Here is a 24,200-nt window from a genome sequence, read left to right as displayed (position 1 = left end):
CATAAATACACAAAACTTCCTATATAGCCCCGATGGAAACGGCATCCTTTTATAAATCCTGAAAGGTTTATAAAAGATACAGTAAACAGCGGGACGTTTTGAGTTATGGAAATTAAATGTAGTGCTGTTGAAATTAATCGAAGCGAATGGCTTTGACAGGCGAAATTTTGGTAATGATATAGGACGGAATTAGCAATACCAACAAACAAACCACTATGGTTCCGGCATTCAAAAGGGCAATGTGCATAAAATTAATACTTACGGGCGCTTGGTTTACATAATAACTTTCGGGATTGAGTTGGATGACCCCAAAATACTTTTGAACGAACAACAAACTCAGTGCAATAACATTTCCCCAAAACAATCCTCTTACGATTAAATAAAAAGCGTTGTACAAGAAAATTTTTCGGACATTCCAGTTGGTAGCGCCCATCGCTTTTAAAATACCAATCATTTGAGTACGCTCTAAAATTAGCACCAAAAGCGCCACTACCATGTTAATTGTAGCTACGACGATCATGACAATTAATATCACTACAATATTAAAATCAAATAATTTAAGCCATTCAAAAATGCTGTAGTACTTCTCTTCAATAGTAGTGCTGTTATAGGTTGCTGGAATCTCTTTATAGACCGCTTCTCCTTTTTCTTTTATTTTTGAAAAATCATTAATAAAAACTTCGAAGGCCCCAACTTCTGTAGGCTGCCATTTGTTAATGCGTTGCACATGTCGAATATCCCCAATAACATACGTAGCATCAAATTCTTGAAAACCCGAATTGTAAATTCCCGTGATTTTAAAATTTCTTTTGTTGGGCAACTTTCCGTTTTCTTTCATGAAAAACGTTAGAAACTTATCGCCAACTTTTAGTTGTAATCTTTTGGCTAAGTATTCCGAAATCAAAACTTCGGTATTTAATTCGGATTTTAGATTTGGGATTTTACCCTCGACCAAATATTCTTCTAAATTGGCAAAATTGTAATCTTTCCCTACTCCTTTATATATGATTCCTTCGAAAGCTTTTTCGGTACGAATGATCCCGGCTTTACTTGCCACAGCTTGCACATAGTTTATGCCTGCTAGGTTTTTAAATTTGGGATAAAAGCTTTGATTGATAGAAATCGGTTCGGTTGTAACTTGCGATTGATTGTCATCGAAATTAGAAATAATAATATGTCCGTTAAATGCGGAAACTTTTTCTCTGATTTTATCTTGAAGTCCAACACCTGTAGCCACCGCCATAATCATCATAATAATTCCGATGGCAATTGCCGTAATCGCAATTTTTATAATTGGCGAAGAAATACTACTTTTATAACTTTTAGCAGCAATTAATCTTTTGGCTATGAAATATTCTAAATTCAAGATATCTTATATGAAAATTGAGTTCAAAAATACGTTTTTATTTATTTCTATACTATTAATTTTAGTGGGATGTTCAACAACAAGAAACAATGTAGTTTCAACGACCAACCCCTCAGTCGCTCCTCTAAAAGAGGAAAAATTCAAAACCGGAGCCGAAAACACAGAAAACTATTTACCGTTTTTAAAAGACAAACGAGTAGGAATTGTAACGAATCAGACGGGGGTCTTTTCGAAAGAAAAACATTTAGTCGATTACTTATTAGAACAAAACATTAATCTTCAGAAAATATATGCGCCCGAGCATGGTTTTAGAGGAACGGCGGATGCTGGCGAATTAATCGTAGACGGAAAAGACACCAAAACGAATTTGCCTATTATTTCCCTTTATGGAAACAACAAAAAACCAAAACCAGAGCAATTAGAAGGAATTGATGTCTTGGTTTTTGATTTGCAGGATGTGGGTGCTCGATTTTACACCTATATATCATCGTTGCATTATGTGATGGAAGCTTGTGCCGAAAACAACATTCCGCTTTTGGTTTTAGACCGACCCAATCCGAACGGAACTATTATTGATGGTCCGATTTTAGAAAAAGAATACAAAAGTTTTGTGGGTATGCACGAAATTCCCGTTTTGCATGGCATGACGATTGGCGAATATGCCAAAATGATTAATGGCGAGAAATGGTTGAAAGACGGATTACAATGTACCTTGACTGTGATTCCGTGTTTGAACTATTCGCACGATATGAAATACAGTTTACCGGTGAAGCCTTCGCCCAACTTACCCAACGACCAATCGATTAATTTATATGCGAGTTTATGCTTTTTTGAAGGCGCAAATGTAAGCTTAGGTCGCGGTACCGAAAAACAATTCCAAATCTACGGTTCGCCTTTTTTACCTGAAAGTGAATTTAATTTTAGTTTTACTCCGCAACCAAATTTTGGCGCAAAAGATCCTGTGTATAATGGAAAGTTATGCTTTGGTGAAGATTTAACCGAAATTAGAAAAGTAAACCGATTGGAATTGAAATGGTTGTTGAAAGCCTACGAAAATACCGCTGACAAAACGGTTTTTTTCAATGATTTCTTCACCAAATTAACCGGAACCAAAAAACTACGCGAACAAATTGAAGCCGGAATGACCGAAAAAGAAATTAGAAAAACGTGGCAAGAAGGTTTGGAGCGATTTAAGCAAGTTAGAGCGAAGTATTTGATTTATTTTTAGTCTTGGATTTCAATACTTGGATTTATTTTTAACAACTCATCTATAAATTCATTTCGTTCTTTGGGTGAAATAAGAATTTCATCAAATTTATTGTAAACAATTGCAAGTCTATCTAATGAAAGAGCGGGTGAACTTAACGGATTATTTGTTCTATATATTTTGCGGATTGATTTAATCTCAATTTTTGTGTTCCAAATCATTAAATTTTCACCTTCTATCCTATATCTAATTGTCTTTGAAAGCAAGAAAAATAAAACTAGTACAAATGCAAATATTGCAGATAAAAAATATTCGTTTGTCAAAATTCCATCTATAATTGGATAACCAAAAACACATCCAATAAGAATAATCAACCACCAATCGACTTTTGATTTATAAATTTTCATGCTAAAGCGGCATTTTTTCTTTCATTTTCTCCACGATATTAAACGCTGCCGGGCAAATCGCCACATTAAGCAAAGTTAAATCGGTGATTTGATTGAATTTTTTTCTATCGGTGTGCGGAAATTCTCGACATGCTTTTGGGCGCACATCGTAAATAAAACATTTGTTGTCGCTATCTAAAAATGTACAAGGCACACTTTTCAACACATAATCGTTGTCTTCATCTATGCGAAGATATTGATCGATAAACTGCTGTGGTTTCTGACGAAAACTTTTTGAAATGCGTTCAATATCAGCCGAAGTAAACAAAGGGCCTGTTGTTTTGCAACAATTGGCACAATCCAAACAATCCGTTTTTTTGAATTCGGCTTCGTGTAAATCATGCATCACATAATCCAAATTTTTGGGTGTTTTCTTTTTTAGCTTATCAAAATACTTTTTGGTTTCGATATGCGTATCTTTGGCAAGTTTTCCGAGTTCGTTTAAATTTGGCTTTAGCATTTTATGAATTTCTATTGCAAAGTTACGATTTTGAATTCCGAATTTTGAATAACGACTGTTGAATTTTGAAATATAAACCATGAAAGACCTTTTCGGAAAAGCCATTTTAGATTACCAAACAAATAATTCTCACGAAGATTTAATCACTGAAACTTCTATTTCAGAAGCCGATGAAATGAGCGTTGCCTATTTGTTTCGTTCCTATGCTGAAATGCCAAAATTGGAACAAAAAGCATTACAATTGGCTAAAGGGAAATTGTTAGACGTGGGTTGTGGCGCTGGAAGTCACGCTTTGTATTTGCAAGAAAAAGGTTTTGATGTTACCGCAATTGATATTTCTGCAAATGCAATAAAAGCTTGCGAACTTCGTGGTTTGAAAAAAACAAAAGTGCAAGATATTATGCAACTTGAAGGTGAAAAATTTGATACGATATTATTATTAATGAATGGTGCCGGAATGTGTGGTCGTTTAAAAAATATTCCAAATTTTTTACAAAAACTAAAATCATTACTGACAGATACAGGTCAGATTTTAGTGGACAGTTCGGATATAATATACATGTTTGACGAAGACGAAGATGGTGGAAAATGGATTCCAACCGATGTGGATTATTATGGTGAAGTAGTTTTTGATATAGCCTACAAAGGTGAAAAAGAAGCTTCTTTTGATTGGATGTATATCGATTATAATACGCTACAAAATGCGGCTGTTGCTAATGGCTTACAATGTGAATTGATTTTAGAAGGCGAACATTATGATTATTTGGCGAAACTTACCAAAATTTAAAATTTTTGTTACACTAAGTCTCACAAAGTTCAGCACAAAGTTACACTAAGCTTTTTATTTGCGACTTTGCGTCTCTGTGTCAAGAAAAAAACTAAGGTATATTCAAATATTTATGCGTTTGTAACGACACCCTCCATTTTGGATTAGTCATTACATAATCAACAATTAATGGGGTCATTTCTTCTTTTTTACTCCATTCGGGTTGCAAGAACAAAATAGCTTTTGGATTTACTTTTGCCGCTTGTTCTTCTGCAAAAATAAAATCGTGTTTGTTGTAAATAATGACTTTTAATTCATCGGCGATATCATATGCACTTTGAACCGGTAATTTATTTTTCTTAGGCGACAAACAAAACCAATCCCAAGTTCCTGTAACTTCATAGGCTCCAGAAGTTTCAATATGCACATTTAATTGTTGTTCTTTAAGTTTAGAAGTTAATAAACTCATGTCCCAAGTTAAGGGCTCTCCACCAGTAACTACAACCGTATCCGCATATTTTTTTGCATTAGCGACAATTACATCGGTATTTGTAGGCGGGTGCAATTCGGCATTCCAACTCTCTTTTACATCACACCAATGGCATCCTACATCGCAACCACCTATACGAATAAAATAGGCCGCGGTTCCAGTATGAAATCCTTCACCCTGAATTGTATAAAACTCTTCCATTAAAGGCAACATTTCGCCTCTTTCAACTGCTAATTGTATTTCTTTTTGCAACATGTATTATTGAAATTGGGACAAAGATACTTATTTACAGTGGGAAGCCATAATTAAGTTACCTAGTTTTTTATTGAAAATAAAAAGACCGAAATATACAGAAGTATAAATCGGTCTTATTACTATGTTATTACTGTTATAACGCTTTTAAAGTATCTGTAGCATATTTATTAGCAGGGTCTACCACTAATAATTTATTTAGATTTTCAACAGCCTTGTCTTTCTGACCACTATTTGCATAAAAAGCACCTACATGCGTCAATGCTTCTATCAATCCTTTTTTGTTGCTTGGTTTTGCTTTTTCTGCATCTCCTTTGGTATCCAAAATTTTAATGTATTGTTCATAAGAAGCCAATACGATAGCTTTTGCTTCAGGCGTTTCAACTAAATCATTTACACGTGCTTTATATAAATGAGCGTCTTGAGTTGTTGGAGATACTTCAATTACTTTTGAAAAAGCCTGATCAGCAAGTGTAATTTGTTCTTTTGAAGACGTTTTAGCATCATAATCTAAGTATAATGCATACCCCAAGTAAAAGTTATCTAACGTATAATTTTTAGATTTTGGATTTTTTATAGCTACTTCAAAAAGCTTAGTAGCATTTTTATACAATTTGTCGTTGAACATCTTCTTTCCTAACGGATTCAATTCGCTTGCAATAACAGGATCTTTTTCTACAGCTTTGTTTAATTCCACAACACCTTCATTGAAAATAACATCATCATAAGTTCCATCTGCTTTTTTAGCTTCGGCCATTTTAGTCAACCCAAGATATAAATAATCTCGTGCAATGATACGTTTTGGATCAACTTTTGCAAAAAAATCAGTCAAAGCTTTTGAACTTTCTACAAAATTTCCGTTTTCATAAGCAGCGTAGCCTAAATATCTTAAAATTCTTGGATTGATATTGTCCAACTTTTTCATTTCCTTAGCTTCTAATTCTAATGCTTTGTAGTCTTTTGCCAAGATAAGAAAATCAGCATGACGCATTCTTGAATCCAAAGAATAATCGGTTAAGCTCATGTATCTTTCATAAAAACCTAAAGCCTTTGAAATATATTCTTGGTACTTGCTTTGTTCTGAATTGGCCCAAAAATAATAGGTCTCAGCCAATTCACGATATACCGGTCCAAAATTTGGATTGATTTTTAAAATTTCATCAAATGAGGCAACCGCTTCATTGAATGCTTTAGCATTTTTAGTAATTTTTGCTAAATTCATTTTCGCTAACAAAACAGAATTATCATAATCGTATGCATTTCGATAGGATGCATAGGCTTCATTTGAATTACCATTAGCAAATTGCGCGTCTCCTAATAGTAAATGAGCACTTGCGTTTGCCATATTAGTAGCCAAAACTTTATTGATAACATCAATTGCTGCTTTATAATTTGGATTTTCAGACTTCATATAGGCTTTAGCGATCAATAACGTCTCATCGACATCCTTCTTCTTGATTTCTTTAACAACCAAATCAAATTTTGCGATGGCTTCTGCATTTTTCTTAGCATCTAAATCCAATTGAGCCAACCCAATATTATTTAAAAATGATTTGTCTTTAGCCAACAATCCTTGATTGAAAACGATAGCTGCAGAATCTGCTTCTTTTTGAGCCAGATATACATCGCCTAAATAAAAAAACAACTTTCCGTTATCTGGAAAAGTTTTAATTAAAGATTTTAAAGTTTTCTTAGCGGTATCAAATCGCTCTGCGTCAATATCATTTTTGATTTGGCCTAAATCTTGTGCGAAACCAATTGTTGATAGCATAACCAATAAAAAACCTAAACCTGCTGTCTTCTTCATTTTATTTTATTTTACTTAATTTATTTATTCAATACTTCCTTTAACATTTATTTCTCTTGATGGAAATTTGATGGGAGAAAGGCCGGATTTCAATAGAATACGTTGACCATTTTCTCCAGCAATATATGAGGCAAAACCCATGCCTAAACCATTAGCTCCTTGAAAATTTAACAAATATAATTTGCGGGTCCAAGGATAGGAATGATCTGCAATATTGGATTGATTCGGTTTTACCCAAGGTTTCCCATCTATAATACCTTTAGTATATATTCCTAAAATTTTAACATTTTGAACCTCTTTTTCTATATCTAAACTTGGTTGTAAAAGCCAATTTACACCTACAATACCCACAGCATTTTTATTGGCTGCGATAAAACGAATCAATTCTTTTGAGTCTTTCATAGAAAAGACTGCTTTTGAATCAAGTGTGTCAATAGCTAATTCTGATTTCAAAAAAGCAAGGGTACTCGACTCTGGATTTTCAAAAACAATTGTAGGGCTCCAGTCACTAGTCGTTCCTTTTAATTTTGAAGCAAACTGATCAATTGAAATAGTTTCTAGATCATTTGAATGGTGTGCGATAAAAACAACTGCATCTTCACCGAAGGCTGTAATTCTCGGAATAATATTTTTATTCGAATAATATTGCTTTTCGGAACGCGATAAATTTCTTGCCAAAATTGCAATCTTTGATTTGTCATCTTTTAATAAACGTAAGATTTCACCTTCTGGCTTTGCAATTAAATTGATTTTAGCATTTTTATACTCATTTTCAAAAACGGCAACTAAATCCTCTACGATAGGGAAAATAGTTTCATCCACTAAAATTGAAGTAGTACCCGTTACCACAGTTTCTTTGGTATCTTTTGTTAGTTTCGTACCTAATTCACACGAAACAAAAGTTACCAAAAAAAATAAGGCGCCAAAAAATTTAATTTTCATACGTAGTGATTATTCTGATGCATTAGCATTGAGTCGATAGAAACGAATAATAGCATAAACAATTAGAATGATTCCTAAAATTACCCGTCGGGTATACGGAATTTCTACAGGCATTGTTTTCCATACAAATAATGTAATGGCTAAAAAGACATACAACAAAAGAAAAACTAGTCCTAAAACAAACAGAAATCTCTGAGACAGGGATTTCTGTTTATAATTTTTAAATATGTTCATGTTAAAATTACTGAACTTTAACAACAATAGGCAATGCAAATTGTGAACGAACTGAGCGACCATTGTGTACCGCTGGTTTCCAGTTTGGCATTCTTTTTAGTACACGGATAGCTTCTTTTCCTGCATCAGGATAACCACCATCACGAATTACTCTAATATCGGTAAAAGTTCCATCTTTCTCGACAACAAAGCCTACTAAAACTCTAATTTGAGAAACACCTTCGTCAACTTCTGGCGGTGTAAACAAACTGGCAAACTTTTTATAAAAAGCTTCCATTCCTCCAGGAGGTGCCGCTTGAACTTCAACCGCCACATATACTTTGGTATCCTCAATAACCTCATTACCTTTTTCTCCTTCTCCAGAAGGAACATCGATATTGATATCTCCAGCATCTTTATCTCCTTTCATATCTTTTTGTCCAGGATCTGCTGTTTCAAGCTCTTCCACGGTTGGTGGATCTTCGTCTCTTACCTTTTCTTTTTCAACCACAACTGGTGGTGGAAACTTCACCTGATCGTTCACCGATTTAGGTGGTTCTGGTGGTGGTGGAGGCGGTAAATCTTCTTTTGGAGGTGGAGGTAATAAAGCAGCTTCAATTACTTTATCATTACTATCCTTGTCTGCTAAAGCTAACTGCTCACTGATAATGTTTTTAATTACCGGTGCAGCAATTACAGTAGCAAAAAAAACAGCTCCAATCAATAACGCTCTCGTAGTTGTTTTTGGATCATGAGCACGCAATTCATAAGCTCCATAAGCTTTGTTGCGCCCTTCAAAAACCATATCAATCCACTCTTGCTGAAATATGTTTAATTTTGACATAATTATAATTTTATTAAGTAGAAAAAGAATTTATTTAGTTAATAATTCTTCTTTTTCTAACATTGCTTTTTCCTCTGGGGTAATATCTACGATTGCATAAGCAGGTACTTTAGTAATTGCAATTTCATCTAATATATCTACTAAATTTCTATAAGTAGATTTTTTACTTGCTTTTACTAAAACGATCAATCCTTTTTCAGAATTACCTTGATACTTTGCTACTACAGATTTAATCTTAGATAATAATTCTTTACGAATACCATTTTTACCATACCCAACAACCGTTGGCCCTTCGATTGGCTCTTTTGCTAAACCATAATACCAAACCATCTTATTTTTCTCCCCCAAAAGAATCGTTAATGTTCTATCTTCTGAAATAGTTAACTCAACTGGAGGTTGATCTTCAGGAGTTTTATCCGGCATCGCCAAGTTCATGGACTGTGGCTTCGACAACGAAGTAGTAAGCATGAAGAACGTAATCAAAAGAAATGCCAAATCCACCATCGCGGTCAAATCTACACCAGCATCTTGTTTCTTACTTCTTACTTTTTTGCCTTTACTATCGCCTCCGCCCGTATTTAATTCTGCCATTATATAGTATTATTAAATTAAAAATCTTCGGTTCTAAGACCTGTTACTAAGAAAAACTTGTTCACTTTTTGATCCTGAAGAATATCAATTACTTTTTTAATCGTTGGATATTCTTCTTTAGCATCTCCTTTAATTGCAACTTTCAATTCTTTTTGGTGCAATTCTTTAGTAGCAAAACGAGCTGCTAAGATCCACTCTCTTAATTGATTATCAATTGAATCATAAGGAATTCCAGACTGAACCCCATCTTTATTACGTTCATCGCTTTTCAGGGAAATCAATCCTTTCAAACTTCCTGCAGGCACACCAAAACCATCAATTAAAGAAAAACGTTTTGTTTCTTCTTCAGTGAATGATAATTTGTATTTTTCTGCAATTTTACCCAAAGCGTTTGCACGAACATCTTGACCTACCATACCAAAAAACACTTTTTCTTTACCTACTGTAATTGTTACCAAATCAGTTTCTGGCAATTTAGTCTCACGAGTAGAGGCTGGTGTATCCACTGGAAGTGGTTCTGGTACTTTGGCAGTAGACGTCATTACAAAGAAAGAAAGCAACAAAAAGGCAACATCACACATTGCGGTCATGTCTATTTTTGTACTCTTTTTTGACATTTTTACTTTTGCCATCTTTTTTAAAATTTTAACTTCAATATTCAGTTTGAATTATTGAAATTTATTAATAATTAACGCTTAAAATTGCTGAATTATGCAGCTTTTCCTTTCATTCTTCTATAAGCTTGAGTAATGGCAAAACCAGCCTCATCAATAGAATACGTTAATTTATCAATTTTAGATGTAAATAAGTTGTAAGAAATAATAGCCAAAGTTGACGTTCCAATACCTGTAGCTGTATTAATTAACGCTTCAGAGATACCCGTTGCTAATGCTGCTTGGTCAGGAGCTCCTGCTGCTGCTAATCCAGAGAACGCTTTAATCATACCCGATACCGTTCCTAATAATCCCATTAAAGTACCAATAGATACTAATGTTGCGATAATGGTCATGTTTTTCTCTAACATTGGCATTTCTAATGACGTAGCTTCTTCTATTTCTTTTTGAATCGTTTCAGTCGCTTTTTCGCTATCAAAACCTTCTTTTTTAACTTCTTGGTATTTAGTTAAACCTGCTCTAACTACATTAGCTACAGATCCTTCTTGTGCATCACACTCAGCAATAGCTTCATCAACTTTACCTTGAGCTACTAACGATTGTACATTTTTAACGAATTTTTCAACATTCGCTTTTCCAGCTGCTTTACCGATCACAATAAATCTTTCAATTGAAAAAACTAAAGCCATTAAAAGTAATCCCATCAAAACAGGAACAATAAATCCTCCTTTGTAAACCATTCCTAAATAATTTCCTGGTAGTGGGTGGCCTTCTGGATCGTTGTTTTCAAAATTTGAAGGGTGACCCATTACAAATTTCCAAATTAAAATTCCAATTACAATACAGATTACAATTGTTAAAGCTGCAAATACATTTGAACCTTTAGAGCTTGCTCCGTTTTCAATAGATTCGTTAGATACGTTTGTCATTTTTTTTAAATTTTATTAGTTTTAAAATGTCGATAATATTGCCAAGACCTTGAGTGGTTACTTAACAGGGTTCAAATTTAAATTTTTACTTTGAAAAAAAAAACTTTTTTTGTGTTTTTACGCCCAATGTTAAGAAATAATAACAATATGTTTACCCTCACGTAAAATTATTGTTAAATTGTTGTTTTTTTAATTCGCATAACTTTAACACTTTACCTATAAAAACGCAAGAAATTATGAATTATTGCGTCTAAAAAGTCAATATATTTTAATTGTTTTTAAAATTTTTAATATTCTTTTCTGTATTTTAAGGTTGTCAGATTTTACTATTATATTTGAAGCAGATTCAACAAATAATAGTAATGAAAAAATACATTCTCCAAAAATCACCTTTTGTAGTACCCACATCTGATGGTAAATTAATTGAAGAGCACCATGGACTAGCCACTACAAACAATTCGGAAATTTCTATTGCCCATATGATTGCGCCACCCGGTTGGAGCGAACCGTTTCAAACCCCGAAGTTTGATGAGTATACTTATATAATATGTGGGAAAAAACAATTCATTATTGAAGATGAATGCATAATCTTAGAAGCTGGACAATCCATTAAAATTGAAAAAAATACGCGCATACAATATTCAAATCCATTTGATGAGCCTTGCGAATATATAGCAATTTGCACGCCGGCTTTTAGTATGGATTTGGTAAATAGAGAAGATTAAGACCGTTGCAATAATTCAAGAATTCTATTTTCTACTCGATCGGAGTTCCATATTTCTCCTATATTATCCATTTTTAAAATTTCTTGCATAATGGTGTTTTGATAATCACCTATAGCAAGTGCATCAGCATAGGGTTGCAAACTAAAAGTAACCCTACTATATAAAGGGGTCCATTTTTCAGGATGTTTATCAGCAAACCATTTTTCAATTTTCTTTTGCAATATAAAATGCTCATCGGCAGTTTTAGCACTCATCTCTTCAAAGTTTCTTCTGGAAAGTTCGGCAATGGCATCGGCATTGGGCTTTCTTGAAGTTTGGTAGGCTTTAAATATCTGATGCCAATCATCGCCATATTGCTGCATCATTTCATTAAGAATCGTAATGTCTTCAAATCCAGCATTCATTCCGTGCCCATAAAATGGAACAATGGCGTGGGCCGAATCTCCAATGAGCGCAACCTTATCTTCATATGTCCATGGAAAACATTTCATAATCGCCAAATAACTATTTGGGTTTCTAAAAAAATCGCTTACCAAATCAGGAATCACTGCTTGAGTATCTGGAAAATAATTTGCAAAAAATGAAACCAACTTTTCTTCATTTGTTAACGATTCAAATGAGTTTTCACCTTCTATGGGCATAAACAATGTACATGTAAATGAATTATCCAAATTTGCCAATCCCATCAACATGAAATTTCCTCTTGGCCAAATATGTAAGGAATGAATATCTATTTTTGGAGAGCCATCTGCATTCGCTGGAATGTGCAATTCCTTGTAGCCTATTTTCATAAACTCTTGCGAATAATCAAACATAGATTGCCGCTGCATTCTATGCCTAATTCTAGAAAAAGCTCCGTCAGCTCCAAATACTTTATCGTATTTTAATGCTGTCCAATCGCCTTGTTCCGATTCGCCCTCCCATAGACTTGCCGTAGCTAATGTGACATCCCAAATTTTGCGTTCAAAGAAAAATTCTACGCCTTCTGCCTCGGCTAAATCAACCATTTTCCGATTCAAAATACCTCGGGATAAAGAAAAAATAGCTTCTCCCTCTTTTCCGTAAGACTGATAATTGAGCGTGCCGTTCTGAAGGTGAATGGCTCTTTTATCTACAGGAATTCCTATTGCTCTAATAGCTTCATCCAAACCAACATCCTCCAGTGCTTTCCAACCACGATTTGACATCACTAAATTAATAGAACGCCCCGAAAACTCAACGGTTCTAATGTCGGGACTTCTGTCGAAAACATGTACTGTATGTCCAGCTCTTTTTAAGTAGATTGCCAATAGTGTACCTACTAATCCAGAACCTACTACAGCAATTTTTTGTGGCGTTTGCATGGAATTATTGTAAAATAATGTGCAAAAGTACACAATAATGCCATTTTGGCCCTATTGCGCAAAGTGATTTTATCATTAAATTTTATTTTGTTTACTAATTTTTATTTTTCGTTAAACAAGCGTACTTTTGAAAAAAAATTACATGAAAAAAATATCGCTTTCAGAAATATTAAAAATGGACAAAGTGCCGCGCTTGAATTTAATAAACAGTGCAACGGGATATAAATCGGCAAATTTAATAGGCACGTGTTCGGTGGATGGAATTGAGAATGTAGCTATTTTTAGTAGCGTGACGCACCTTGGTAGTGAACCTCCACTTGTTGGTTTCATATTGCGCCCTACAACCGTTCCACGTGACACCTATAAAAACATTAAGGAAACGGACTTTTTTACTATAAATCATATTACCGAAGAAATGATTGCCGATGCGCACCATACATCTGCCAATTATGAGCAAGGTGTCTCTGAATTTGACGAAACAAATTTAACTTCTGAATACTTGGATGATTATAAATGTCCTTTTGTAAAAGGAAGTCCGGTGCAATTGTTGTGTAAGTATGTGAACGAATACTATCTAAAGGAAAATGATTGTATACATATTATTGCCTCAATTGAAACAATTTATGCTGATGAAGAATTGATCCAAAAAGATAATTGGTTGCAATTGGACAAAGGAAACATTGTCGCCATAAACGGATTAGATGGTTATGCGTTACCTAAATTAATCGACCGATTTGAATATGCGCGTCCGAAGCAAAAAAGCAAATCGATGGTAAAGCATGGTACATAAAAAAGTAAATCTACCAGAAAAAATTTGCAAAACATGCCAACTTCCTTTTTCTTGGCGCAAAAAATGGGAGAAAAACTGGGAAGAAGTAGTGTATTGTAGTGACAAATGTAGGAAAAAGAAGGATTGATTTAAAGATATTCGGATGTTCTGATATTCGGATGTTCGGAAAATTGATTCGAATAAAAATTAAACCTTCGCGACTTTGCGTCTTTGCGAGCAATAATCAAAAAAAATGAACGGATTAGTATGGTTTAGAAATGATTTGCGCACGATTGATAATCATTCGTTATACAATGCCTGTAGAGAAAATGAAAAAGTAATTGCTGTTTATTGCTTAGACCCGAGACATTTTGAAACCACCCAATACGGTTTCAAAAAAACAGAAAAATTTAGAGCGCAATTTCTGTTGGAAACAGTATCCGAATTACAACAAAATTTAGCCGAGAAGAACATCTCATTATTGGTTTATTTCGGTTATCCCGAACAATTAATTCCGGAAGTAGCTGCTAAATACCAAATTGATACGATTTATATCCAAAACGAATGGACACCTGAAGAAATAGAAGTAGCAACTGAAGTTAAAAATTCATTTCCAGCGGCGAAATGGAAAACCTGTTACGACCAATTCTTGTTTCATCCTGACGAAGTTCCATATGACGATTGGGAGAAAATCCCTGAAGTTTTTACCGAATTCAGAAAGCAATTAGAAAAGAAAATTCGAGTGCGAACCACAGTTTCTATTTCAGCCAAACCCATTTCAAATTTAATTGAAGAAAAAACTACTATTCCAAGGTTAGAAGATTTAGGACTTGACTCCGAAGCTTCGGAGTTTAAGCAACCCAACAAAACCGCTTTTCCATTTAAAGGTGGCGAAAATCAGGCCAAAAAACGCATCAAAGACTACTTTTGGGACACCAAAAAACTAGCAGTTTATAAGAAAACCCGCAATGGTTTAATTGGAAAAGATTACAGTTCAAAACTTTCGGCTTGGTTGGCTAATGGAAGTATTTCGGCACGAACAATTTATTGGGAAGTGCAACAATTTGAGAAAAAAGTAGTCAAAAACGAAGATACGTATTGGTTGATTTTTGAATTGATTTGGCGCGATTATTTCAAATACATTTCGCTAAAACACGGCAACAAAATTTTTCAATTGAATGGCATTTTGCAAAAAGAATACCATTGGAACCAAAATACAAAAGCCTTCAATCAATGGACAAACGGCAACACACCCGAACATTTTGTGAATGCCAACATGATTGAACTTCAAAAAACAGGTTGGATGAGCAATCGCGGTCGACAAAATGTAGCGAGTTATTGGGCAAAAGAATGGGAACAAGATTGGCGCATAGGTGCTGCCTATTTTGAAAGTATGTTGATTGATTATGACGTGCACAGCAATTATGGCAATTGGATATACAATGCGGGTGTTGGCAACGATCCACGTGATAGAAAATTCAACATCAAACGCCAAGCGGAACTATATGATGCCAATGGAAAATTTCAGAAAATGTGGTTAACTCCTGAATTATTTTAGATGAAAACACTTCGATTACTTTTGGGCGACCAACTCAATTCTCAACATTCTTGGTTTGAAGAAGTCAATGCGGATGTGGTGTATGTAATGGCCGAAATGCGTCAGGAAACCGATTATGTGAAACATCACATTCAAAAAGTGGTGGCGTTTTTTCTTTCGATGCGCAATTTTTCAGAGGAATTGATAAAACAAGGGCATCAAGTGGTTTATTATACCATTTCAGGTGCGAATAATCCACATAGTTTGGAACAATTGATTTTGGATTTGGTTACTGAAAATAAATTTGAATGTTTTGAATACCAACTTCCCGATGAATATCGCTTGGATGAACAAATGAAATCCATCTGCGAAAAACTTTCTATTCCAACAAAAGCTTTAGATTCGGAACATTTTTATACGAGTAGAAATGAATTAGCCGATTTTTTCAAAGGTAAAAAACAACTTTTGATGGAAAGTTTCTATCGCATGATGCGAAAAAAACATGATGTTTTAATGTTTGCCGATCAACCTTTAGACGGAAAATGGAATTTTGATCACAACAACCGCAATCAATATAAAAACGAAGTTCCGATTCCGTTTCCTTTGGAATTTCATAAAAATGTAAGTGAACTTGTTGCCGAAATTACAACTCAAAACATTACCACTATTGGAACAATTGATACAGAACATTTCAATTGGCCTACTTCAAGAAACGAAAGTTTGCAATTGATTGATTATTTCTGTGAACATTTGTTGGAACATTTTGGCACGTATCAAGATGCTTTATTTTCTGGACATAAATTTCTGTTTCATTCGCGTTTATCGTTTGCAATGAATTCTAAAATGATCAGTCCGAAAGAAGTAATTGAAAGTGTGATTGCATATTATTTTCAAAATCAAGAAACGATTGAATTGGCGCAAGTGGAAGGTTTTGTCAGACAAATTATCGGTTGGCGCGAATATGTAAGAGGAATTTATTGGAAAGAAATGCCCAATTATGCCCAAATGAACGTTTTAGAAAACTATAATCCACTACCGGAATTCTTTTGGACTGGAAAAACGAAGATGAAATGCATGCAACATTCAATTTCCCAGAGTTTATCGGAAGCCTATGCACATCATATTCAGCGGTTGATGGTGATTGGTAATTTTTCTTTGTTGGCACAATTGCATCCTGATGCAGTGGACGCTTGGTATTTAGGGGTTTACATCGATGCCATTGAATGGGTTGAAATGCCCAACACAAGAGGTATGAGTCAGTATGCAGATGGTGGAATTTTAGCTACGAAACCGTATGTTTCTTCAGGGAGTTACATCAATAAAATGAGCAATTATTGCGGCAATTGTCATTATAATGTGAAAGATAAATTAGGCGAAAATGCGTGCCCGTTTAACAGTTTGTATTGGCATTTTTTAGATGAGAAAAAACAGCATTTCGCTACTAATCAAAGAATGAGTATGATGTTAGCCTTACTAAGAAAAATGAAACCCGAAGAATTAGCGGCTACGAAAGAGAAAGCGATTTCGATTTTGGAGGATATAGATAACTTATAAAAAAACCGAAGCTTTTTAGGTCTTCGGTTTTACTATTTACTTTTTGAATTGAATCTTCTTCCCCACATTCATTTTTTGTGATTTGGCAAAAGCGCCACACATGTGAAATAGAATTCTTGCGCCTACGTTTCCGTCCCAATCGTCATCACCTGGAGCCACTTCTACTAAATCAAAACCAATGATTTCTTTATTGGTTTCCGCTAAGCGACTGAACAAATATGCCGCTTGTTCAAACGAAAATCCGCCTGGAACTGGAGTACCCGTATTGGGGCAATACCAAGGATACATACCGTCTATATCAAATGAAATACACACTTTTTCAGGTAACGAAGCGATAATTTGATCGCATTGTTGTTGCCACGTTTTGCCTTCAAAAGTTTCGTATTTTAAATCACTATCGGTGTGTACCAAGACTCTATCGCTAAGCGCTGTTTCAACTTCTTGTTCGCAAAAATCGCGAATTCCTACTTGCACAATTTTAGAAATTTGGGGAATTTGCAAGGCATTATACATAATAGAAGCGTGCGAATAGGTAAAACCTTCGTAAGCAATTCGTAAATCCATGTGCGCATCTAAATGTAAGATTCCAAAGTTATCAAATTTGGTCGCCAGCGCTTGATAATAACCCAATGGCGTTGAGTGATCACCTCCTAAAAGCACCACTTTTTTACCTTGGCTCATCCAATGCAACACGCGGTCTTTTACTTCTTGATGCAATTCTTTACAAACTTTATTGATTTGATCCAAATCGGCTTGTAATGTTGGAAAAGCAGCCACCTCTTTCCCGTTTTCTAAAGCTTCAATGATGGGTTGTGCTAATCCTTTATACTTTTCAGAATTCTTTGCCCAATGTGCTGGCGCTTCATCCATAAAAATACCTAATTTCCATAATTCTGGAAACTCTTGATGATTTAAATCGACTTGAAAAGAAGCATCTAATACAGCGGCTGGACCTTCAGAAGCTCCTGCACCATAACTAACGGTTACTTCCCAGGGCACTGGAATTACAATTATTTCACTTTGTTCGGCTGAAAAAGGCAATCCAAAAACGGTAGCTTCGGCTAAACCCGGTTGTGAAGGGTCGAAATTGTCTATGATTTGTTGTTTAGTCATTTTCTTGATATTGGATTTTCTGATATTCTGATGTTCGGACAGTCTGAAAATCTGAACATCCGATTATCTGAAAATCATTACTACTTATTTTTATCGTTTAAATACTTTATAAATTTAATCAACTTTTTGATGATAGAAAATAGTTTTTCCATAATTTGATTATATTCAACCTCAGTTATGAAACTTAATTCTACACATACTAGTAATTGTGTTTCTATTTCATAGCACGAACCTAAAGAATTTTCCAAGAAAATAACGAAATGCTTATCAGATGATTTTGCCGAACCTTCTGCTATATTTGATGGAATAGAAATAACAGCCCTTTTCAGTTGACTTATCAATCCAAATTTTTCGTCTTCTGGTAATTTTCGGACTAGTTTATAAATTTCTGGACAAAATTTAATACTTTCTTTCCAAACTTCTAATTCTTTATAATTGTGCATGGCTTTTATTTTTGATGTTCAGATATTCTGACATTGGATGTTCGGAAAGTCTCAAAATCTGAAAATCTAAACATCCGAATATCTTAAAATCTATTTCTCCAAAATCAGTTTCTTCAATATTTGTCCGAACTCATACATATCTTCAAAAGAACAATAAAAAGGTGCTGGCGCTAAACGAATTACATTTGGCTCTCTCCAATCGGTGATGACCCCATTTTTCATTAATCGTTCAAATAATTCTCTTCCTTGTCCGTGCAAGTAAACCGACAATTGACAACCACGTTCTTCTTGATTAGAAGGTGTGATGATTTCAAAATCAGCCCCTTCTATTTCGTTTGCAATTTCGTGCAAGATGAATTCCAAATATGAAGTTATTAAATTACGCTTGGCAATTAATTTGGTCATTCCAACCTCAGCAAACATATCAACAGAGGCTAAATATGGCGCTAACGATAAAATGGGCAGATTACTGATTTGCCAACCTTCGGCACCGCGAACAGGATCAAATTTGGGTTCCATTTTAAAGCGACGTTCCTTGTTGTGACCCCACCAGCCGGCGAATCTTGGTAGTTCTGAATCGTTGTGGTGCATTTCGTGTACAAAACAACCTGATGCATTTCCCGGACCCGAATTCATGTATTTGTAGCTGCACCAAGCCGCAAAATCTACCTTCCATTCGTTCAAATGCAATTCGATATTACCGGCAGCATGTGCTAAATCCCAACCGACATAAGCGCCTTGCTTGTGGCCTGCTTCAGTAATGGTTTTCATGTCAAAAACTTGACCGGTATAATAATTTACACCTCCAATTAACACTAAGGCCAACTCTTCACCAACTTCTTCGATTTTAGCTAAAATATCTTCGATTCTGATATTGTGTTCTCCTTCTCTTCTTTTAATTTCCACCAAGGCTTCTGTAGGATTGAACCCCACTGATTTCGAGTGAAAATCGATTTGACTTTGGAACATGTATTGATCGCTTGGAAAAGCTTTCTCTTCACAAATAATTTTAAATTTTTTTTGTGTAGGACGGTAAAACGAAACCATAAGCAAGTGCAAGTTCACCGTCAAAGTATTCATTACGGTTACTTCTGTAGGCTTTGCACCTACAATTTCACTTAGCGGCGCTGCAAATCGTTCGTGGTAATCCCACCAAGGTTTATCCGCATAGAAATGCCCTTCTACGGCTAGGTTTGCCCAATCGGTCATGATTTCATCTACATATTGCTTGGTTCTTTTAGGTTGCAACCCCAATGAATTTCCCGTAAAATAAATAACTTGTTTACCATTTACTTTTGGAAAATTAAATTCATTTCTGTAGTCCTTCAATTGATCTTGAGCGTCTAAACTTTGTGCAAATTCGCGTGTATTTTGAAAAATCATAAGATTATTGGATTTTTTGATGGGTAAAAATAGGTAAAAGTTGTAACGTGTCAAAACACTGCAATAAATAAAAAATCTCACCATTGCTGATGAGATTTTGGGTATTTTTTATAGCTGGTAACTAAATGATTAACATGGCATCACCATAGGAATAAAAACGGTATTTTTCTTGAATGGCTTCTTTGTAGGCTTTCATCATCAAATCATGACCACAAAAAGCAGAAATCATCATCAATAAAGTAGATTTTGGCGTGTGAAAGTTGGTCACCATTGCATCTGCCAAGCTAAAATCATAAGGTGGATAAATAAATTTATTGGTCCAGCCAGTATAGGGATTAAGTGTTCTTTGAGAAGAAACTGAGCTTTCCATGGTTCGCATAGCGGTAGTCCCTATACAACAAACACGTTTCTTTTTTGCTTTTGCGTTATTAATGATATCACAAGCTTCTTGAGAAATTTTAATTTCTTCAGAATCCATTTTATGTTTTGATAAATCTTCGACTTCAACCGGATTAAATGTTCCCAATCCAACATGTAAGGTTACTTCTGCAAAATCGATTCCTTTGATTTCTAAACGTTTTAATAAATGTTTCGAAAAGTGTAAGCCTGCAGTTGGTGCCGCCACAGCTCCTTCTTCTTTTGCGTAAATCGTTTGGTAACGTTCTGCATCTTCTGGAGTTACTTCACGATTGATGTATTTTGGAATCGGAGTTTCACCCAATTCAACTAATTTTTCTCTAAACTCTTCATACGAGCCATCGTATAAAAAACGAAGGGTACGTCCGCGAGAAGTTGTATTGTCAATAACCTCAGCAACTAAAGAATCATCGTCTCCAAAATACAATTTATTTCCGATACGAATTTTTCGTGCTGGATCTACTAATACATCCCACAAACGTTGTTCTGCATTCAACTCTCTTAATAAAAAAACTTCAATGCGCGCGCCAGTTTTTTCTTTGTTACCGTACAAACGAGCTGGAAAAACCTTTGTATTGTTTAGCACCATTACATCGCCATCATCAAAATAATCGATAATATCTTTAAATAATTTGTGTTCGATGGTTCCTGTTTTTCTATCAACTACCATTAAACGTGATTCGTCACGGTTTTCAGTTGGAAATTCGGCTAATAACTCTTCAGGAAGATGGAATTGAAAATGAGATAATTTCATAAATAGCATTTAGAATTTAGCAATAATCGTCTGAAATTTGACACTTCAAAAACGAATTGAGTGCAAATATACAATTATGAAATAGGCGTTGTCAAGTAATTTGTGGTTTATTTTTTTTAAATTACAATTGAAATCCTTAAATTTGCAACCTTCGGGATGTAGCGCAGCCTGGTAGCGTACTAGCATGGGGTGCTAGGGGTCGCTGGTTCGAATCCAGTCATCCCGACTTTTTTCATTTATAACTAGTAACCTATTCGATTTTTTTAGTGTAATATTGCAACAATAATTCGGGCGTTAACTGTTTTTTTATTAGATTTACATTTTTATTACTCGTTTGAAAAACAAGTGTTTATATTAAAAATACTATGAAATTAAATCTACTCTTTACATTCCTAATCAATTTGATGGTTGCACAACCGGTTAACAATTTGTTTACCCTAGTAACGCGATCAAATACTAGTTCAAATTCAGGTCCCAATCAAAACAAAGCGGGATCAATTAACATTAGTACCGGTTATGTTAATGATGTAAGTACAACCTTTACCGAACAAAGTTTTAATGTGGCTGGAGGTGATTTTGACCCTATTCAATCAAAAATGTTTTTGATGACCGGGAATTCAACCTTTACTACCTTTAATTTCAATAACGGTAGTATCACTACAATTCCATACACTACTTCATTTCCGGGTACAACTTATTTTGATAACGTGAGTTATAGCCATTCAAATAATACGTTATATGGATTAGTACGACCCTTTGGCGCAAATAACGTTTCTTTGGGTGTATTTTTTGGTAAATTGAACACTACCACTGGACAAGTGACAACGCTCTCTACCAATTCAATTGCAAACGGATACCAATTGGCAGGAACAATAATAGACCCAGAACTCATGGTGTATTATTTTAAAACCGGACCCAAATTTTTAGGCATCGATTTATACAATGGTACGATCTATAGCCAACCTGATATTGTGTACAGTTCAAATGATTATGATTTTTCAAATTTTACGTACAATTGTGCGGATAATAGCATATATGGCATTGTTCGAGAAATGACAACCATTCAAATGCCAAATGCACCTTCGGGCGTTTTCATTCAACATTCGCGTTTGGGAAAAATTGATCCGGCAACTGGAATAGTGACTCGAGTATCACAAACCATATTGCCTAATCTATATTATTCAGTAACCGCAGGAGCAACTATAGACCCTTCAACCAATACGTTTTACTGTAGTGACAATACCAATCTGTATGGAATTTCCACTGTAACTGGTATTGCAGTTAGTACTACTCCTCTTGTTTTTGAAAATGGTAATTTTGTCAATTTTATTGCAAATACTAACGACTGCTCTGGAGCAACTGCTTCTCGATTGGATCCAAATTTGAGCAACACTATTTTCGACTTGAAACGAAATTTTGAAATTTACCCCAATCCTGTTTCTTCTATTTTAACGATCCAATCAGAAAAGAGTATTGACACGATTGAAGTTTTTGATGCCTTAGGTCGTTTGGTTTTAACTAAAAAATCGACAAATACTGTTGATGTCTCTAGCTTACAATCTGGCACGTACTTGATGAAAATAGGTTCACAAAATAGTATAGAAAACATCAAGTTTATTAAAAACTAGTTTTTGATAGTATAGACTAAATCAATTCACTGTTATTATTTCAAAACCAACTTGTTTCAAATCATTCCAAAAATTAGGATATGATTTTGAAACGACTTCTGCTTCTTCGATAGTAAGTGTTGTTTTTAAGGCTAAAGGTGCAAAAGCCATGGCCATTCTATGATCTTGATAGGTTGAAATTACGATGTCGGATTTGATACTAGCAGCCGGCTGTAACAGCATAGCCTCGGAAGTCACTTGTACCTCAGCGCCTAGTTTTGTCAATTCGGTTTGCATAGCTACTAATCGATCGGTTTCTTTTATTTTTAAGGTATGTAATCCTGTCAAATGACAACCAACTCTTAATCCGAAACAGGTAACCGCAATAGTTTGTGCCAGGTCGGGAGTAGATTGAAGATTGAAAACTACCAATTTTTGATTGCAGCAGTTAATTTTCGAAAGCGTGATTGTATCATCGATATTGAAAGTTGTTTCAACGCCAAATTCTTTATATAGTTCAACCAAAGCACTATCGCCTTGCAAACTATTTTTCTTAAAACTGGAAAGTGTCACTTGAAAACCAATTTCAGACAAGGCTACTATGGAATACCAATAAGAAGCAGAACTCCAATCGGATTCGACTGTAATTGGGTGATGGGTGATGGGTGATGGGTGATGGGTGACTTTAATTGTATTGTTTTCAAATAAAGTCTTCACTCCTATTTGATTCAACAAAGCTAAAGTCATTTTAATATACGGAATGGATGTAATTTCTCCTTCTAAAGTTAGTTCTAAACCATTTTCTAATTTGGGTGCAATTAACAACAATGCAGAAATATATTGGCTACTCACATTTGCATGTAGTGTAACTTTACTTTTTGAAAACTTTTTACCCTTGATGCGAATCGGAGGGAATTCTGCCTGTTCTTCATAAATGATTTCGGCACCCAATTGATTAAGAGCGTCAACTAAAATATTAATCGGACGTTCTTTCATACGAGCTGAACCTCCTAAAACTACTTCTTTTCCTTCTTGAATCGCAAAATAGGAAGTAAGAAAACGCATTGCCGTGCCGGCATGGTGCACATCTACGAATTGGGAGTTTGGGGATGGGGGTTGGGTGTTTTGCAATGCGTTATGCATTACCTTAGCATCGTCTGAATTTGAGGTATTTTCTACCTTAATTTCCGGATACAACGCTTGTAGCAACAAGAGTCGGTTGGTTTCCGACTTAGAACCACTTATTTTGATTGTTTTTAGAGCATCAACTGGCTTTGATTGTTGCAACTTTAGATTCACAATTATTTCAATTTTTCATTATTGTGATGACGGTCGTGATCGCGTTTTGTTTTTAAATCCATTTTGTTATCAAACGCTGCTTGTAAATCTACACCTGTTTGATTGGCCAAACAAAGGACCACAAAAACCACATCGGCTAATTCTTCGCCTAAATCTTTATTTTTATCCGATTCTTTTTCCGATTGTTCGCCATATCGACGGGCAATGATACGGGCAACTTCTCCCACTTCTTCCGTAAGTTGGGCCATATTTGTCAATTCATTAAAATAACGAACTCCGTGTTCTTTTATCCAATGATCGACTACAAGTTGGGCATTTTGTATATCCAT

General features: G+C 34.9%; 25 protein-coding genes and 1 tRNA gene. 9 read left to right on the top strand and 17 right to left on the bottom strand.

The annotated features are described in order from the left end of the window. Positions 1 to 133: 133 nt before the first annotated feature. Positions 134 to 1,366: an ABC transporter permease gene (locus ACIQ6Z_RS00670; RefSeq protein ID WP_396209017.1), complete on the bottom strand. Its 1,233-nt coding sequence runs from the start codon at positions 1,364 to 1,366 to the stop codon at positions 134 to 136. Positions 1,367 to 1,376: 10 nt separating this feature from the next. Between ACIQ6Z_RS00670 and ACIQ6Z_RS00665 the strand changes: the two genes are divergently transcribed. Further along, positions 1,377 to 2,594, top strand: coding sequence for an exo-beta-N-acetylmuramidase NamZ domain-containing protein (locus ACIQ6Z_RS00665; protein WP_396209016.1), 1,218 nt, complete (start codon positions 1,377 to 1,379; stop codon positions 2,592 to 2,594). Here the strand turns inward: ACIQ6Z_RS00665 and ACIQ6Z_RS00660 are convergent. Continuing rightward, entirely contained in the window at positions 2,591 to 2,980 is a 390-nt protein-coding gene (locus ACIQ6Z_RS00660) for a PH domain-containing protein (protein ID WP_396209015.1), read from the bottom strand. The two genes, ACIQ6Z_RS00665 and ACIQ6Z_RS00660, sit on opposite strands and share 4 nt — an antisense overlap. 1 nt (position 2,981) lies before the next feature. Further along, positions 2,982 to 3,479 (bottom strand): YkgJ family cysteine cluster protein, encoded by a 498-nt coding sequence (locus ACIQ6Z_RS00655; RefSeq protein WP_396209018.1) that lies wholly within the window; start codon positions 3,477 to 3,479, stop codon positions 2,982 to 2,984. A 79-nt stretch (positions 3,480 to 3,558) separates the two neighbouring features. Here ACIQ6Z_RS00655 and ACIQ6Z_RS00650 point away from each other — a divergent pair, with 79 nt between their 5' ends. Then, positions 3,559 to 4,266 carry a class I SAM-dependent methyltransferase gene (locus ACIQ6Z_RS00650; protein WP_396209014.1) on the top strand — a complete coding sequence of 236 codons (708 nt, stop codon included), beginning with the start codon at positions 3,559 to 3,561 and terminating at the stop codon, positions 4,264 to 4,266. Between the two features lie 91 nt (positions 4,267 to 4,357). Here the strand turns inward: ACIQ6Z_RS00650 and ACIQ6Z_RS00645 are convergent, their stop codons facing one another. The 7 genes from ACIQ6Z_RS00645 to ACIQ6Z_RS00615 form a co-directional block, all read right to left on the bottom strand. Further along, positions 4,358 to 4,990: a 7-carboxy-7-deazaguanine synthase QueE gene (locus ACIQ6Z_RS00645; protein ID WP_396209013.1), complete on the bottom strand. Its 633-nt coding sequence runs from the start codon at positions 4,988 to 4,990 to the stop codon at positions 4,358 to 4,360. A 133-nt stretch (positions 4,991 to 5,123) separates the two neighbouring features. Continuing rightward, the gene (locus tag ACIQ6Z_RS00640; protein WP_396209012.1) at positions 5,124 to 6,794 is read right to left on the bottom strand and encodes a tetratricopeptide repeat protein; all 1,671 of its coding nucleotides are present in this window, start codon (positions 6,792 to 6,794) and stop codon (positions 5,124 to 5,126) included. A gap of 24 nt (positions 6,795 to 6,818) precedes the next feature. Further along, positions 6,819 to 7,736 (bottom strand): PstS family phosphate ABC transporter substrate-binding protein, encoded by a 918-nt coding sequence (locus ACIQ6Z_RS00635; protein ID WP_396209011.1) that lies wholly within the window; start codon positions 7,734 to 7,736, stop codon positions 6,819 to 6,821. A gap of 241 nt (positions 7,737 to 7,977) precedes the next feature. After that, a complete protein-coding gene (locus tag ACIQ6Z_RS00630; protein ID WP_396197273.1) occupies positions 7,978 to 8,754 on the bottom strand; it encodes an energy transducer TonB in 777 nt (258 codons plus the stop codon). A gap of 69 nt (positions 8,755 to 8,823) precedes the next feature. Then, the gene (locus ACIQ6Z_RS00625; protein ID WP_396197274.1) at positions 8,824 to 9,384 is read right to left on the bottom strand and encodes an ExbD/TolR family protein; all 561 of its coding nucleotides are present in this window, start codon (positions 9,382 to 9,384) and stop codon (positions 8,824 to 8,826) included. 17 nt (positions 9,385 to 9,401) lie between these two features. Beyond that, the gene (locus ACIQ6Z_RS00620; protein ID WP_396197275.1) at positions 9,402 to 10,016 is read right to left on the bottom strand and encodes an ExbD/TolR family protein; all 615 of its coding nucleotides are present in this window, start codon (positions 10,014 to 10,016) and stop codon (positions 9,402 to 9,404) included. A gap of 77 nt (positions 10,017 to 10,093) precedes the next feature. Continuing rightward, positions 10,094 to 10,927, bottom strand: a complete 834-nt coding sequence (locus ACIQ6Z_RS00615) for a MotA/TolQ/ExbB proton channel family protein (RefSeq protein WP_396209010.1) — start codon at positions 10,925 to 10,927, stop codon at positions 10,094 to 10,096. 362 nt (positions 10,928 to 11,289) lie between these two features. Between ACIQ6Z_RS00615 and ACIQ6Z_RS00610 the strand changes: the two genes are divergently transcribed. Next, entirely contained in the window at positions 11,290 to 11,652 is a 363-nt protein-coding gene (locus ACIQ6Z_RS00610; protein WP_396209009.1) for a cupin domain-containing protein, read from the top strand. Here ACIQ6Z_RS00610 and ACIQ6Z_RS00605 read toward each other — a convergent pair. Then, a complete protein-coding gene (locus ACIQ6Z_RS00605) occupies positions 11,649 to 12,995 on the bottom strand; it encodes an FAD-dependent oxidoreductase (protein WP_396209008.1) in 1,347 nt (448 codons plus the stop codon). The genes ACIQ6Z_RS00610 and ACIQ6Z_RS00605 overlap by 4 nt on opposite strands. Before the next feature lie 142 nt (positions 12,996 to 13,137). On the opposite strand from ACIQ6Z_RS00605, the gene ACIQ6Z_RS00600 reads away from it, so the two are divergent. The 4 genes from ACIQ6Z_RS00600 (at position 13,138) to ACIQ6Z_RS00585 (ending at position 16,855) form a co-directional block, all read left to right on the top strand. Further along, on the top strand, positions 13,138 to 13,785 hold the full coding sequence (locus tag ACIQ6Z_RS00600; protein ID WP_396209007.1) for a flavin reductase family protein: 648 nt from the start codon (positions 13,138 to 13,140) through the stop codon (positions 13,783 to 13,785). After that, complete coding sequence (locus ACIQ6Z_RS00595) at positions 13,775 to 13,912, top strand: DUF2256 domain-containing protein (protein WP_396209006.1); 138 nt, start codon at positions 13,775 to 13,777, stop codon at positions 13,910 to 13,912. The genes ACIQ6Z_RS00600 and ACIQ6Z_RS00595 overlap by 11 nt, the downstream gene beginning before the upstream one ends. Positions 13,913 to 14,017: 105 nt before the next feature. Beyond that, on the top strand, positions 14,018 to 15,322 hold the full coding sequence (locus ACIQ6Z_RS00590; protein WP_396209005.1) for a DASH family cryptochrome: 1,305 nt from the start codon (positions 14,018 to 14,020) through the stop codon (positions 15,320 to 15,322). Next, entirely contained in the window at positions 15,323 to 16,855 is a 1,533-nt protein-coding gene (locus tag ACIQ6Z_RS00585) for a cryptochrome/photolyase family protein (RefSeq protein WP_396209004.1), read from the top strand. It abuts the gene before it with no gap. 36 nt (positions 16,856 to 16,891) lie between these two features. Here ACIQ6Z_RS00585 and ACIQ6Z_RS00580 read toward each other — a convergent pair whose 3' ends face one another. The 4 genes from ACIQ6Z_RS00580 to queA all read right to left on the bottom strand — a co-directional run bounded on the left by ACIQ6Z_RS00580 (position 16,892) and on the right by queA (position 20,965). Next, complete coding sequence (locus ACIQ6Z_RS00580; protein WP_396209003.1) at positions 16,892 to 17,968, bottom strand: agmatinase family protein; 1,077 nt, start codon at positions 17,966 to 17,968, stop codon at positions 16,892 to 16,894. An 80-nt stretch (positions 17,969 to 18,048) separates the two neighbouring features. Further along, the gene (locus ACIQ6Z_RS00575; protein WP_396209002.1) at positions 18,049 to 18,411 is read right to left on the bottom strand and encodes a four helix bundle protein; all 363 of its coding nucleotides are present in this window, start codon (positions 18,409 to 18,411) and stop codon (positions 18,049 to 18,051) included. 90 nt (positions 18,412 to 18,501) lie between these two features. Continuing rightward, on the bottom strand, positions 18,502 to 19,794 hold the full coding sequence (gene kynU, locus ACIQ6Z_RS00570) for a kynureninase (protein WP_396209001.1): 1,293 nt from the start codon (positions 19,792 to 19,794) through the stop codon (positions 18,502 to 18,504). A gap of 121 nt (positions 19,795 to 19,915) precedes the next feature. After that, positions 19,916 to 20,965 (bottom strand): tRNA preQ1(34) S-adenosylmethionine ribosyltransferase-isomerase QueA, encoded by a 1,050-nt coding sequence (queA, locus tag ACIQ6Z_RS00565; protein ID WP_396209000.1) that lies wholly within the window; start codon positions 20,963 to 20,965, stop codon positions 19,916 to 19,918. A 152-nt stretch (positions 20,966 to 21,117) separates the two neighbouring features. On the opposite strand from queA, the gene ACIQ6Z_RS00560 reads away from it, so the two are divergent. Both ACIQ6Z_RS00560 and ACIQ6Z_RS00555 read left to right on the top strand, forming a co-directional pair. Further along, positions 21,118 to 21,191, top strand: a tRNA-Pro gene (locus ACIQ6Z_RS00560). Between the two features lie 139 nt (positions 21,192 to 21,330). Further along, positions 21,331 to 22,593, top strand: a complete 1,263-nt coding sequence (locus tag ACIQ6Z_RS00555; protein ID WP_396208999.1) for a T9SS type A sorting domain-containing protein — start codon at positions 21,331 to 21,333, stop codon at positions 22,591 to 22,593. Between the two features lie 21 nt (positions 22,594 to 22,614). Here the strand turns inward: ACIQ6Z_RS00555 and aroA are convergent, their stop codons facing one another. Both aroA and ACIQ6Z_RS00545 read right to left on the bottom strand, forming a co-directional pair. Continuing rightward, a complete protein-coding gene (aroA, locus tag ACIQ6Z_RS00550) occupies positions 22,615 to 23,871 on the bottom strand; it encodes a 3-phosphoshikimate 1-carboxyvinyltransferase (protein WP_396208998.1) in 1,257 nt (418 codons plus the stop codon). A 2-nt stretch (positions 23,872 to 23,873) separates the two neighbouring features. Continuing rightward, positions 23,874 to 24,200: a nucleotide pyrophosphohydrolase gene (locus ACIQ6Z_RS00545; RefSeq protein WP_396208997.1), complete on the bottom strand. Its 327-nt coding sequence runs from the start codon at positions 24,198 to 24,200 to the stop codon at positions 23,874 to 23,876.

Origin of the sequence: Flavobacterium sp., assembly GCF_044376915.1 — a bacterium.
GTDB lineage: Bacteria > Bacteroidota > Bacteroidia > Flavobacteriales > Flavobacteriaceae > Flavobacterium.
The sequence above is the reverse complement of the archived record's forward strand: the minus strand, read 5'-3'. Positions and strand labels throughout refer to the sequence as shown.